Genomic DNA, 11,741 nt, shown 5'->3' on the forward strand with positions numbered 1-11,741 from the left:
GTTAAGGTGCCGCCGTGAATTCCACCTGCTCGGTATCGATCACGGTGACGCTAACGGTGATCTCCAGCTCCACGCTGTAGTTCCGTCGCTCACGCGCGAGGAAAAAGAACAAAAATTTCTCTGTCTTAACGCGCTCCTGCGCGCGCAGCACCCGAACATCCTGGGGTTCGATGCGCAGCAGAATCTTTTGTGTGGTGCGCAGCACCTGCTGCTGCACCTTACTCAGGGCATCGGCAAAGGCTTTGGCTTTGCTGTCACCTTTGCCCTGTACCGTTACCTGAGTCACGTATTGTTGTTTCATACTTAGCTGCCGTATTTTTTCTTCCAGGCCAGTACCAGCCGCTCCCCCAGTTCTTCTTTATCCATAAAGCCAAAACCGAGGACATTGGCACCTTCGTTAATCGCGGTGACGCCTTCATCAATCGAACGCATACCGTGTTTCGATTTGTAGCCATATTTGTTCTGCGCGGTAATCGCCCCTGCACCGCCGCTGCCGCAGAAGGAGATGCCGAAATCCGCATTCTCCGCCTTCATCACGTCGCCCAGCTTCATATCTGCGGCCACACCTGGCACCACCACCGCACGGCCACCGGCTTTTTCCACGCCTGCCGCTACTTTTTGTCCTTTACCCAGACGATCGCCAATGACTACCGTTACCATGTTCAATTCCTCTCTGATTGCTGACTTAATGAGTTCTTGCTACTTCAATGTGTACCGACAGCAGCCACGCTTCTTCACGTGGCAGGTTGCCGAACAAATCCACCACCTGCTGCGCCAGCGCCATGGTCTCGGGCGAAATATCCTCGAACAACTCCGCTTCCACTTCCGGTAAGGCTTCACCGGTCAGGGAGCGCGAGGCCATCGCCCGCACATGTGAGGCCAGCATCTGCTGCTGCACCGCATTAGGTTCGATGTGGTGCGCGGCATACAGCGCGGCAATCTGCATCATCACGTTATCCGCCAGCGCCTGAATCGCTTCCGGCGTGCTTTGTTTCAGCGGAACAGCTTCACTACTCACCTGGCTCACTCCTGTTTACAGCGGACAATCACAGTTAATTCGCGTTGAGAAGAAATTACGCTGTTCGTGGTTGGCTGTGGAGACGCATCTTTTCCACCTCGAAGTGGAAATCACGCGGGCAACTGTGCGCCAGATCGCAGGATGCACGAATAATGCAAAACGCATCACGTTTTACACAGAATGATGGATTTAAGGCGAATAAGCAGTCAGATATGACCCGGGAAATAAGGCCAGCCGCATGGCTGGCCTGGCTGTCAGCGGAATTTCTTATGGTTAACGCTACGAATATCGTCCAGTTTCTTCGCCTCAGTTTTGGCTTCATCCAACTTGTTGGCTTTCGCCAGTTGATCGACGACATCAATCTGGGCAATCAGGGAATCCAGTCCGGCGTGAAAATCCTTCATTTCAGCGCTATCAGCAGGCTGTCCTGCCAGTTTTTCCGGGGTAGATTTTTTCGCATCCTCCGCCGCCTGGCGCATCTGGCCAAGCGCGGTTTGCATCTCCTGGGCATCGTCGGTTTTCTTCACCGTTTTCAGCCCATCATTCAGGGTGTGCATATCTTGCTTCAGATCAGCCGCAAACAGGCTGGTACTGGAGAACAACAGCGACAGAGACAACATTGCAATCATATGCTTACGCATCGTTTATTCCTTTTTTATTTTACTGACAAAAAAGGCAGCCTTGCGGGCTGCCTTCAGGAAGCGATGTCATTATTGCCCGGCGATTTTCATCTCCGGTAGCAGCACCGATCCACACTGGATGTTGCTGCGGGTTTCAATATCGTTGCCGACCGTGACCATATTGCGCCACATGTCCTTCAGGTTGCCCGCGATAGTGATTTCGCTCACCGGGTACTGAATTTCGCCGTTCTCCACCCAGTAACCGGCGGCACCGCGTGAGTAGTCGCCGGTAATGGCGCTGACGCCCTGCCCCATTAACTCCGTCACCACCAGACCGCGCCCCATCTGCTTCAGCAAGTCTTCAAAGCTGTGGCCCTGACCGGCAATACGCCAGTTGTGGATGCCACCTGCATGGCCGGTGCTTTGCAGGCCGAGTTTACGCGCGGAATAGCTGGTCAGCAGCCAGTTTTGCAGCACGCCCTGCTTGATGATGTCACGCGCCTGAGTGCGTACCCCTTCGCTGTCGAACGGCGTTGAAGCCAGTCCCTTCAGCAGGTGCGGTTTCTCTTCGATGGTCAGCCACTCCGGCAGAATCTGCGTGCCCAGCGCATCCAGCAGGAAAGTGGATTTACGGTAGACACTGCCGCCGCTGATCGCGCCCACCAGATGGCCAAACAAGCCGGTGGCAACTTCAGGGGCGAAAATCACCGGCGCTTTCATGGTGGAGAGTTTGCGTGGGGCCAGGCGCGACAACACGCGACGGGCGCATTCGGCACCGACCCAGTCGGCACTTTGCAGGTCGTTGATATCACGGCCAATGGTGTAGGCGTAATCACGCTCCATTTCACCATTTTGCTCGGCAATCACGCAGCTGGAGAGCGAATGACGGCTGGAGCAGTAACTCTGCAACATGCCGTGGCTGTTACCAAAGACTTTGATGCCGACATGGCTGTTAAAGCTGCCACCTTCGGTATTGGTGATGCGCGAGTCAGCTTGCAACGCCGCCTGCTCTGCCTGCGCCGCCAGTTCAATGGCGCGATCGGCATCGATCTCCCACGGATGGTAGAGATCGAGATCCGGTGCCTCGAACGCCAGCAGATCGCGATCGGCCGGACCGGCATTGGGATCGGTTGAGGTGTAGCGTGCGATATCGATCGCCGCCTGCACGGTGCGTTTGATGGCATCCGGGCTGAGGTCGGTAGAAGACGCACTGCCTTTACGATTCTGATGATAAACGGTGATGCCGAGCGCGCCATCGCTGTTAAATTCGACGTTTTCCACTTCGCCGTAGCGGGTACTGACACCAATCCCGGTAGTTTTGGTGACCGCCACTTCCGCGCCATCCGTGCTGGCTTTCGCCAGTTCCAGCGCCTGTGCGACAGCCTGTTCCAACACTTTACGTTGTTCTGCAACCTGAGTAGATACGTTCATCGACCTGCCGTCTAATCTTATGTATGAATATTTTGAGTCTATCAGACTCAGAGAACAATTTCGCAGTCACCCGATAAACTGGTAGGATTAGCCTCTTTTTTTAGGGAGCCAAGAGATGACCAAGCAGCCCGAAGACTGGCTCGATGATGTGCCGGATAATCAGGAAGAAGAAGACGAAGAGATTATCTGGGTCAGTAAAAGCGAAATCAAACGCGATGCCGAGGAGCTGAAGCGCCTGGGTGCCGAGTTAGTTGAACTGGGGAAAAACTCCCTCGACAAGATTCCACTCGACGAAGATTTGCGTGCCGCCATTGAACTGGCGCAGCGCATCAAGAAAGAAGGCCGTCGCCGCCAGTTGCAGCTGATCGGCAAAATGCTGCGCGCACGCGATGAAGACCCGATTCGCCAGGCACTGGATAAGCTGAAAAACCGCCACAACCAGCAGGTTGCGTTGTTCCATAAACTGGAAAACTTACGCGATCGCCTGATTGAGCAGGGTGATGATGTGATGGCGGAGGTGATTAACCTCTATCCGCAGGCAGATCGCCAGCAACTGCGTAGCATGATCCGTAATGCGCAGAAAGAGAAAGCCAGCAACAAACCACCGAAATCTGCGCGCCAGATTTTCCAGTACTTGCGTGAACTGGCTGAGGCTCAATAAGCTTCAAACTGCTGAACCGTAACGGCGCGATAAATCGCGCCGTTACGGATTAACGACCCAGCCTCTCCAGCAGTTTCTGATGAATCCCACCGAACCCGCCGTTGCTCATCACCAGGATGTTATCGCCCGGTTGTGCCACCTTCGCGACCATCTCCACCAGCGTATCGATATCCGCGCTCCAGTGCGCAGGCTGGATGCAGGCATCGGCCACATCTGAAACCTGCCACGGAATGTGGTGTGGCTGGAACAGGAACACTTCATCGGCACGTCCCAAAGACGGTGCCAGATCGTTCTTGCTGACCCCCATCTTCATGGTATTGGAACGCGGCTCCAGTACTGCCAGGATACGCGCCGTGCCACCCACCTTGCTGCGTAGCGCCGCCAGGGTCGCCAGAATTGCGGTGGGGTGGTGAGCAAAATCGTCATAGACCTTGATGGCGTTCACTTCACCACGTAGTTCCAGACGGCGGCGCGCGTTGATAAAGCGTCCCAGCGCATCGCCCGCATCTTCGGGTTTCACCCCAACATGACGGGCGGCAGCCATCGCCATCAGGCCGTTGTGCATGTTGTGTTCACCCACCAGACCCCAGTTCACTTCCGCCACTTTCGCCCCGTCGAGCCAGGCTTCCCAGCGCGAGGCATCCGGCGTCAGCTTTTTCGCCTGCCAGTGACCGTTGTCACCCACGGTTTCCTGCTCGCTCCAGCAGCCCATCGCCATCACCTGCTTCAGATTGTGATCGTGTTCCGGCAGCAGGATCTTGCCCTGGCCCGGCACGATGCGGATCAGATGATGGAACTGTTTCTGGATCGCCCGCAGATCGTCAAAGATATCCGCATGATCGAACTCCAGATTGTTGAGAATCAGCGTGCGCGGGCAGTAATGCACAAACTTGGATCGTTTGTCGAAAAAGGCGCTGTCATATTCATCCGCTTCGATAACGAAGAACGGGCTTTTTCCTAATTTTGCCGAAACATCAAAATTTCCCGGCACGCCACCAATAATGAAGCCCGGTTCAAGGCCACAAGCCTCCAGAATCCACGCTGCCATGCCGGCTGTGGTGGTTTTTCCATGAGTGCCCGCCACCGCCAGTACCCAACGGTCACGCAGCACGAAATCGTGTAGCCACTGAGGACCAGAAAGGTAAGGAATGTTGCGTTCCAGTACCGCTTCCACACAGGGATTACCGCGTGTCATGGCGTTGCCGATGATCACCATGTCGGGTGCAGGATCGAGCTGGCTGGCATCATAACCTTCCGTTAATTCAATGCCTTGCTGCTCCAGCAAGGTACTCATTGGCGGATAGACATTGGCGTCAGAGCCGGTCACCTGGTGGCCCAGTGAACGGGCCAGCATCGCCAGGCCGCCCATGAAAGTGCCACAAATCCCAAGGATGTGAATACGCATAAATATGTTCCATTACTCATAAGTCCGGCGCTCAGTTTAACCCCGAGTTCAAGCGGAAGAAACGGATTTGGCCTATGGTTTTTGAAGTTCAATCGGCTAAACTGCGTAAGCATACGTTGGCAGTTTGTTACAGTGGCTGCCACTCCATCGTAGATTCAGGGAATGTGTTATGAAAACGTTAGGCGAATTTATCGTCGAGAAGCAACACGACTTTCCTCACGCCACAGGTGAACTGACGGCGCTGATTTCAGCCATTAAGCTGGGCGCTAAAATTATCCACCGCGACATCAACAAAGCGGGTCTGGTGGATATTCTCGGTGCCAGCGGCGTGGAAAACGTTCAGGGTGAACAGCAGATGAAGCTGGACCTGTTCGCTAACGAAAAGCTGAAAGCGGCACTGAAAGCGCGCGGCATCGTGGCAGGTATCGCCTCCGAAGAGGAAGATGAGTTCGTCATCTTTGAAGGAGTCGAACATGGCAAATACGTGGTGCTGATGGACCCGCTCGACGGTTCTTCTAACATCGACGTTAACGTTTCCGTTGGCACAATCTTCTCCATCTACCACCGCGTTTCACCACCCGGCACACCGGTTACCGAAGCAGACTTTATGCAGCCGGGTAGCAAGCAAGTTGCCGCAGGTTACGTGGTCTACGGTTCTTCCACCATGATGGTTTACACCACCGGGGTGGGTGTCCATGCCTTCACTTACGATCCGTCGCTTGGCGTGTTCTGCCTGAGCCACGAACGTATGACCTTCCCGGAGAAGGGGTATACCTACTCCATCAACGAAGGTAACTACATTCGTTTCCCGCAGGGTGTGAAGAAATACCTGAAGTTCTGCCAGGAAGAGGATATCGCCACTAAGCGCCCTTATACCTCACGCTACATCGGGTCACTGGTGGCAGATTTCCATCGTAACCTGTTGAAAGGCGGAATTTATCTCTATCCAAGCACCGCCAGCCATCCGAAAGGTAAGCTGCGCCTGCTGTATGAGTGCAATCCGATGGCGTTCCTTGCTGAGCAGGCGGGCGGTAAAGCCAGCGACGGTAAAAACCGTATTCTTGATATTCAGCCAGAAACCCTGCATCAACGCTGCCCGTTCTTCTGCGGCAATGATGCGATGGTGGATGACGTCGAGCGCTTCCTGCGCGAGTTCCCGGATGAGCATCAGGGCTGAGTGACCGCATGAAGTAGCGGCGCGATGAATCGCGCCGCTACGGATTTATACCGTGGTTATACGAAACTGCGCCATCGATTCCTGTAACTGCTGCGATTGCGCTTCCAGCGATTGGGTTGCCGCACTGGCTTCCTCCACCAACGCCGCATTCTGCTGCGCAACCTCATCCATTTGCGTCACCGCCTGATTCACCTGCTCAATACCGCGACTCTGTTCCTCTGAAGAGACCGAAATCTCCTTCATCAGCGTCGTCACGCGCATTACCTCGCTGGAGATCTCATCCATCGTTTCGCCCGCCTGCGTCGCCATGGTGCTGCCCTCTCTGACTCGGGTCTGTGACTCACTAATCAGCTCACGAATCTCCTTCGCAGCAGTGGCACTGCGTCCAGCCAGGGTGCGAACCTCATTCGCCACCACAGCGAAACCACGCCCCTGCTCGCCAGCGCGTGCGGCTTCCACCGAGGCGTTAAGCGCAAGGATGTTGGTCTGGAAAGCGATGCCGTCAATCACGCTGAGAATATCGGCGATACGATCGGAGCTGTGGGTGATCTCCTGCATCTTCTCGATCACGTAGCACACCACTTCTGCGCCACGGTCTGCGGTGTCTGAAACGCTGTTCGCCAGTTGATGTGCCTGCTGGGCATTGCTGGCGTTAAGCCGTACCGTGGCGGTGAGTTGCTCCATGCTGGCAGCGGTTTGTTCCAGTGACGCCGCCGACTCTTCGGTACGCTGTGAAAGGTGTACCGTTCCGGCCGCCAGTTCGCGACTGCCGACATCAATTTGCAGGCTGGCTTCACGAACCTGGCTAACGGAATCGCGCAGGGCCAACTGCATGGTCGCCAGTGCCTGATTAAGCCGCCCCAGCTCATTGTGGGTGGCTTCCGGCAAAGTTTGTGACAGATCGCCAGCGGCCACCTGTTGCAGATGACCAATCGCACTTTCCAGCGGTTTCAGCAACAGGCGACGCAGAAGCTGCCAGGCCAGCACGATCAACATCACCGTCAATAGCATGGCAATGCCAATCAGGATTTTCATCTGTGTTTCATTACGCGCGGCCTGCGCCAGGCGATCGCCAGACACCTGATCGGCATACTTACTGAAATCATTTACCGCTTTCGCGTAGCTGGCTGCCAGCGTGGAGAGATTCCCTTCCAGCACCGTGTAATATTCATCGGTGTACTGCTTTTGCAACGCATCCATCATGGGTGCGATACCTTGTTTAAGATAAGCATCAAAACTGGCTGCCACCGCATCCGCCAGCGCTTTACCTTGTGCCGTCACCGTGCCCGCATCGACAAAATCCTTCAGATGCTGTTGCGATGTGGCGACATCGGCCTGGGCCTGTTTGGTTACCGCAGCGCCCTCATCCAACAGACCGATTTCGATCTTGCGCACCGCCAGCGCACCACTGGCACGGGCGCGCATCAGATCAGCGTTGCTTTGATACAGGCTATTGAGTTCGATCCCCTGGATGCGATTGATCACATCCAGCGACTGGTTCCCGGCATTGATGGCGTAAATCCCCAGCGTGCTGACCGCCAGCAGCAGCAACGTCATAAAAGCGAGTAGTGTGAGTAAACCGGTCCGCACTGATAAATTTTTGATCATGTTAGTACCCGTGTGTGTAGAAAAAGGCAGAAATCCAGCAGCCCTAAAACGGATAAGTTATCGGCAGTCACTTCGCTAAACTTTAACCATTGTTGATGGTCAATCTGCTGATGATCACCAGATCTTCAATGATGCTAAAGTCATCCCTAACCTACCTGAGGACGTTCAGTATGAAAAAATGGCTCCCGGTTACTTGTCTGTTGCTGAGTAGTTATGCGACCGCGCAAGGCAACCCCATCGACCAAAGCTTGCAGCAATGCCTGAACAGGGAGTCCAGCACCCTCGGGATGTCTCAATGTTACGATGCTGCTAATAAGGCGTGGGATCAGGAGATGAATAATCAGTACAACCAACTGATGAAAAAATTAACCGGTGAACCTAAAGCCAAACTTAAAAACGCCCAACGTGCCTGGCTGGCGTATCGCGATAGCTGGCTTGATGCCAGCAAGCGCTATTTTTCCGCCAGCCAAGGCACCATGGCCGTGCTTTCCGTCGGGGCGCAAGGGGTTAACCTGGTGCGTAATCAGGCGCTGATGCTGCAATCCATTAACAAAGGCAGTTGCGCGAATCCCGATGATTGTTGATAAATGGGGGCGGTAAACACCGCTTCGCGCTGACGATTGTCAGTGCTCTATCAATCCTCAGGGAGAAATCATGGCTGCTTATGCCTCCACCATCATTCTGATTTGCCTCGCCGTTCTGAGTTATTTCGTCCACAACAACGCGGTCACTATCTCAATCTTGATTCTGCTGGCGATTAAAATTACCCCGCTGGCACAGTTCTTTCCTTATGTCGAAAAGCAGGGGATTCAACTCGGGATTATTATTTTGACGGTAGCGGTGATGGCACCGCTGGCCAGCGGTTCGTTGCCGGCCTCTTCGTTAATCAAATCGTTTGCTAACTGGCAATCGATTGTGGCGATCCTGGTCGGCGTGTTTGTGGCATGGTTGGGTGGTCGCGGCGTGAACTTTATGAGCGCACAGCCCTCGGTGATTGGCGGCTTATTGATTGGTACGGTGATTGGTGTGGCTTTCTTCCGTGGGGTTCCGGTCGGACCACTGATTGCTGCAGGCATCGTCTCGCTGTTTGTCACCGCAAAGTAACCGGCTGGACCATTCCGAAACGCCAAAAAGGGGGCATACTTTCGGAGTCAGTTGGCTATAATAGCCGACACTCAACTTACGACTAATGAAGGAAAGCCAGATGAGTTTGAACCAGGTGCCCGCAGGTAAAGATCTGCCAGAAGATATCTATGTCATCATCGAGATCCCGGCCAACGCCGATCCGATCAAATATGAAGTCGACAAAGAGTCTGGCGCCCTGTTTGTAGACCGTTTTATGTCTACCGCCATGTTCTATCCGTGCAACTACGGTTACATCAACCACACCCTGTCTCTGGATGGTGACCCGGTTGACGTACTGGTCCCGACCCCGTATCCGCTGGAGCCGGGTTCTGTTATCCGTTGCCGTCCGGTTGGCGTGTTGAAAATGACCGACGAATCCGGTGAAGATGCCAAACTGGTTGCGGTTCCGCACACCAAGCTGAGCAAAGAGTACGATCACATCAAAGATGTGAACGACCTGCCGGAATTGCTGCGTGCGCAGATCACCCACTTCTTTGAACACTACAAAGATCTGGAAAAAGGCAAATGGGTGAAGGTTGACGGCTGGGATAACGCTGAAGCCGCTAAAGCTGAGATCATCTCCTCTTTCGAGCGCGCACAGAAGAAATAATCTGTTAATCGCAGCGGAAGATATCTATCAACAGGCCCGATTCTCGGGCCTGTTTTTTTCTCTGCCACGCCTAACGTGGACATCCCTGCAACGTAAAATCGACCGTCAATCGATTTTCATGCTGGTACAGATCATAATCCTGGTGGTGTGCAATACGTTCCCCCTGACACAATCCCGCGCGCAGATTTTCATTGGTCACGGTAAGAGAGTCTTTCAACGGGTTCAGAACCTGATAGCCCTTGAGCGCCATATAGGGAAACGGAAACCACCAGTTGGCAAAATATTCGGGGATCAGAACACCTAAAACCGGATAGTTTCTCAATGAATTTTGATACACCAGAGCACGAGGTGATGACCCAACGAACTGCATATAAAAGTGTTGATCGGCGAGGGCAGCAGTATCATTTTTCAACTGATAAACAATACCCTGATTAATATTATCCTGTTGCTTAATCGCATTGCCGAAAACGTAAATGCTGGTCACGGCGTAAAGCAAAGGTATTGCCATCACACCGGTAACAAAACACATTTTTCCTCTAAATGCCCAGGCAATCAACGTGGCACTGAACAACATAAACCCACTGATTGAAAGCAGTGCACGCGGAACCAACAGCGCATTATCCAGAAATAACAGGCTACCCGGGATCAGGGCAAACGCAACAAAAGGCAACGCCAGTGCGCATAAACCCACAGCAATGCGTGATTTTCCCTTCTCCCGTCGGACATAACGCAACGCGATAATCGAGGCAGAAATAACCGATAAGACCAGAATGGCAAGTAATACTGCCATGCCTTTCCCGTCTTTATAAAATGACTGGTTGATGAAGGCCCAATAGGCATGCAGGTTATTATTGATCGTCACCCATAGCTGATGAGTCGCAATATTGGGATGGTTTGCCGGATGGTCACCAGAAAACGTCGCCGGTACAATAATTTTCAAATAAATTATCGATGCAAGCAAAAACTCTGCCCCGCGTTGAAACAAATGCATAACAATCATCGCCGGGCGATCATTATTGATGATTTGCCGAAACGTCATTACCAGGACCATCATCACCGCAATATTAACGGCAATCTGATAGAAACTATAGATGGCAACAATTATCGCCACACCAACCGCAAATCGAACCCATTTATTTAAGGGTGGCAAGAGTATCCATGCAAAACTTAACGCCAGCGCACAACTCAGTGTCAGCACATCAAAGCGGTATGAAAAAATTTCAGCAAGATAAGGGTTTGCCAAAAAACTCAGTGTTGGCAGCACGCTCACCCAGCCAGGTAAATCACTGAAGTTTTTATTATGATAAGCAGCGAAAACCAACGCCAGCAGGGCAACTGAGATAATCAATGGCAAGGGGAATATATCTGCCATGTGGCTGCTAAGAAAAAGTAATTTCATGATGACATCGGCTAACGGCCTGCCATCACCACCCCAGTTCGTGTATCCTTCAGTCGCCCTTCTGTTGTCATCAATATAATAGATATTAGCGATAAGCAGCGGCAGACAATAAAGAAATAGAGCAACAAGATAAATATTATAAGATTTTTTCATTTCCTTTCTCGTTTATCGTTTTATCCCAACCCCGTGAACAGATGTTACTCAACACACCCGATAAATCTTCCTGACAACGCCTGATCAAGGCCGTAAAAAAGGGTCATGTCCGACATGACCCTTTTTAATCACTGTAACCCTTCAGTTTAGTCATAACTAACCTGAATTTTTATCGGTTACTCATCCTTCGGCAGATCCTCACGCAGCAACCAGTCACCACTGGGAATACGCGTGAGGCCTTTGATTGAACGCTGATAAACGTATAACCAGGCGCTGCCGTAGGGCGTCTGGATCAATTGGCGCTTGTATTCGCCATTTCTGGTGCGCAAAGCATCCAGCTCGCCCAGGGTGCTGGCGTCGATGCGATAGACCTCGCAATAGACGCTCCCTTCCCCTTCAACCACGCCCGGGTAGTGGCCCAGATTGTAGAGTTCAAACCCTTCGATCTGATGGTCACCAAGCCATTGCGCATTCGTCATCCAGTGACTGTTTCCTTGTTTGCGCCGTAAACTGCCGTAGACAATTATTCGCATT

The 11,741-nt window shown here is 52.9% G+C and carries 14 protein-coding genes; 5 read left to right on the forward strand and 9 right to left on the reverse strand.

The window, feature by feature from the left end; genetic code table 11:
• Position 1 precedes the first annotated feature (1 nt).
• The 5 genes from PAT9B_RS17710 to pmbA all read right to left on the reverse strand — a co-directional run bounded on the left by PAT9B_RS17710 (position 2) and on the right by pmbA (position 3,069).
• Positions 2-301, reverse strand: coding sequence for a DUF4312 family protein (locus tag PAT9B_RS17710; protein WP_013510658.1), 300 nt, complete (start codon positions 299-301; stop codon positions 2-4).
• A gap of 2 nt (positions 302-303) precedes the next feature.
• Positions 304-666, reverse strand: a complete 363-nt coding sequence (locus PAT9B_RS17715) for an SFCGS family glycine-rich protein (RefSeq protein WP_150105800.1) — start codon at positions 664-666, stop codon at positions 304-306.
• A gap of 19 nt (positions 667-685) precedes the next feature.
• Positions 686-1,018: a glycine dehydrogenase gene (locus PAT9B_RS17720; protein WP_013510660.1), complete on the reverse strand. Its 333-nt coding sequence runs from the start codon at positions 1,016-1,018 to the stop codon at positions 686-688.
• 254 nt (positions 1,019-1,272) lie between these two features.
• Positions 1,273-1,659: a cytochrome b562 gene (gene cybC / locus PAT9B_RS17725; RefSeq protein ID WP_013510661.1), complete on the reverse strand. Its 387-nt coding sequence runs from the start codon at positions 1,657-1,659 to the stop codon at positions 1,273-1,275.
• Positions 1,660-1,728: 69 nt separating this feature from the next.
• On the reverse strand, positions 1,729-3,069 hold the full coding sequence (pmbA, locus tag PAT9B_RS17730; protein ID WP_013510662.1) for a metalloprotease PmbA: 1,341 nt from the start codon (positions 3,067-3,069) through the stop codon (positions 1,729-1,731).
• Positions 3,070-3,184: 115 nt separating this feature from the next.
• Here pmbA and yjgA point away from each other — a divergent pair, with 115 nt between their 5' ends.
• Entirely contained in the window at positions 3,185-3,730 is a 546-nt protein-coding gene (gene yjgA / locus PAT9B_RS17735) for a ribosome biogenesis factor YjgA (protein ID WP_013510663.1), read from the forward strand.
• 49 nt (positions 3,731-3,779) lie between these two features.
• Here yjgA and mpl read toward each other — a convergent pair whose 3' ends face one another.
• Positions 3,780-5,135, reverse strand: coding sequence for a UDP-N-acetylmuramate:L-alanyl-gamma-D-glutamyl-meso-diaminopimelate ligase (gene mpl, locus PAT9B_RS17740; RefSeq protein ID WP_013510664.1), 1,356 nt, complete (start codon positions 5,133-5,135; stop codon positions 3,780-3,782).
• A 169-nt stretch (positions 5,136-5,304) separates the two neighbouring features.
• On the opposite strand from mpl, the gene fbp reads away from it, so the two are divergent.
• A complete protein-coding gene (gene fbp, locus PAT9B_RS17745) occupies positions 5,305-6,312 on the forward strand; it encodes a class 1 fructose-bisphosphatase (protein WP_013510665.1) in 1,008 nt (335 codons plus the stop codon).
• A 45-nt stretch (positions 6,313-6,357) separates the two neighbouring features.
• Here fbp and PAT9B_RS17750 read toward each other — a convergent pair whose 3' ends face one another.
• A complete protein-coding gene (locus tag PAT9B_RS17750) occupies positions 6,358-7,917 on the reverse strand; it encodes a methyl-accepting chemotaxis protein (RefSeq protein ID WP_041526008.1) in 1,560 nt (519 codons plus the stop codon).
• 173 nt (positions 7,918-8,090) lie between these two features.
• Between PAT9B_RS17750 and PAT9B_RS17755 the strand changes: the two genes are divergently transcribed.
• From PAT9B_RS17755 to ppa, 3 genes are all read left to right on the forward strand, one after another.
• Positions 8,091-8,504, forward strand: coding sequence for a lysozyme inhibitor LprI family protein (locus PAT9B_RS17755; protein ID WP_013510667.1), 414 nt, complete (start codon positions 8,091-8,093; stop codon positions 8,502-8,504).
• Between the two features lie 70 nt (positions 8,505-8,574).
• Positions 8,575-9,024: a DUF441 domain-containing protein gene (locus PAT9B_RS17760; protein WP_013510668.1), complete on the forward strand. Its 450-nt coding sequence runs from the start codon at positions 8,575-8,577 to the stop codon at positions 9,022-9,024.
• A gap of 100 nt (positions 9,025-9,124) precedes the next feature.
• Positions 9,125-9,655, forward strand: a complete 531-nt coding sequence (gene ppa / locus PAT9B_RS17765; protein ID WP_013510669.1) for an inorganic diphosphatase — start codon at positions 9,125-9,127, stop codon at positions 9,653-9,655.
• A 70-nt stretch (positions 9,656-9,725) separates the two neighbouring features.
• On the opposite strand, the gene PAT9B_RS17770 is transcribed toward ppa, so the two are convergent.
• Both PAT9B_RS17770 and PAT9B_RS17775 read right to left on the reverse strand, forming a co-directional pair.
• Complete coding sequence (locus PAT9B_RS17770) at positions 9,726-11,207, reverse strand: glucosyltransferase domain-containing protein (RefSeq protein WP_013510670.1); 1,482 nt, start codon at positions 11,205-11,207, stop codon at positions 9,726-9,728.
• A 176-nt stretch (positions 11,208-11,383) separates the two neighbouring features.
• Positions 11,384-11,740 carry a gamma-glutamylcyclotransferase gene (locus PAT9B_RS17775; protein WP_013510671.1) on the reverse strand — a complete coding sequence of 119 codons (357 nt, stop codon included), beginning with the start codon at positions 11,738-11,740 and terminating at the stop codon, positions 11,384-11,386.
• Position 11,741 lies beyond the last annotated feature (1 nt).

Origin of the sequence: Pantoea sp. At-9b (assembly GCF_000175935.2) — a bacterium.
In the GTDB taxonomy this organism is placed as follows: domain Bacteria; phylum Pseudomonadota; class Gammaproteobacteria; order Enterobacterales; family Enterobacteriaceae; genus Pantoea.

Excerpts from the sequence above, each read along its gene's own strand:
- PAT9B_RS17760 (WP_013510668.1), top strand. The coding sequence starts at position 8,575 with ATGGCTGCTTATGCCTCCACCATCATTCTGATTTGCCTCGCCGTTCTG.
- cybC (WP_013510661.1), bottom strand. The coding sequence starts at position 1,659 with ATGCGTAAGCATATGATTGCAATGTTGTCTCTGTCGCTGTTGTTCTCC.
- fbp (WP_013510665.1), top strand. The coding sequence starts at position 5,305 with ATGAAAACGTTAGGCGAATTTATCGTCGAGAAGCAACACGACTTTCCT.
- PAT9B_RS17775 (WP_013510671.1), bottom strand. The coding sequence starts at position 11,740 with ATGCGAATAATTGTCTACGGCAGTTTACGGCGCAAACAAGGAAACAGT.
- PAT9B_RS17710 (WP_013510658.1), bottom strand. The coding sequence starts at position 301 with ATGAAACAACAATACGTGACTCAGGTAACGGTACAGGGCAAAGGTGAC.
- PAT9B_RS17770 (WP_013510670.1), bottom strand. The coding sequence starts at position 11,207 with ATGAAAAAATCTTATAATATTTATCTTGTTGCTCTATTTCTTTATTGT.
- yjgA (WP_013510663.1), top strand. The coding sequence starts at position 3,185 with ATGACCAAGCAGCCCGAAGACTGGCTCGATGATGTGCCGGATAATCAG.
- pmbA (WP_013510662.1), bottom strand. The coding sequence starts at position 3,069 with ATGAACGTATCTACTCAGGTTGCAGAACAACGTAAAGTGTTGGAACAG.
- ppa (WP_013510669.1), top strand. The coding sequence starts at position 9,125 with ATGAGTTTGAACCAGGTGCCCGCAGGTAAAGATCTGCCAGAAGATATC.
- PAT9B_RS17755 (WP_013510667.1), top strand. The coding sequence starts at position 8,091 with ATGAAAAAATGGCTCCCGGTTACTTGTCTGTTGCTGAGTAGTTATGCG.
- mpl (WP_013510664.1), bottom strand. The coding sequence starts at position 5,135 with ATGCGTATTCACATCCTTGGGATTTGTGGCACTTTCATGGGCGGCCTG.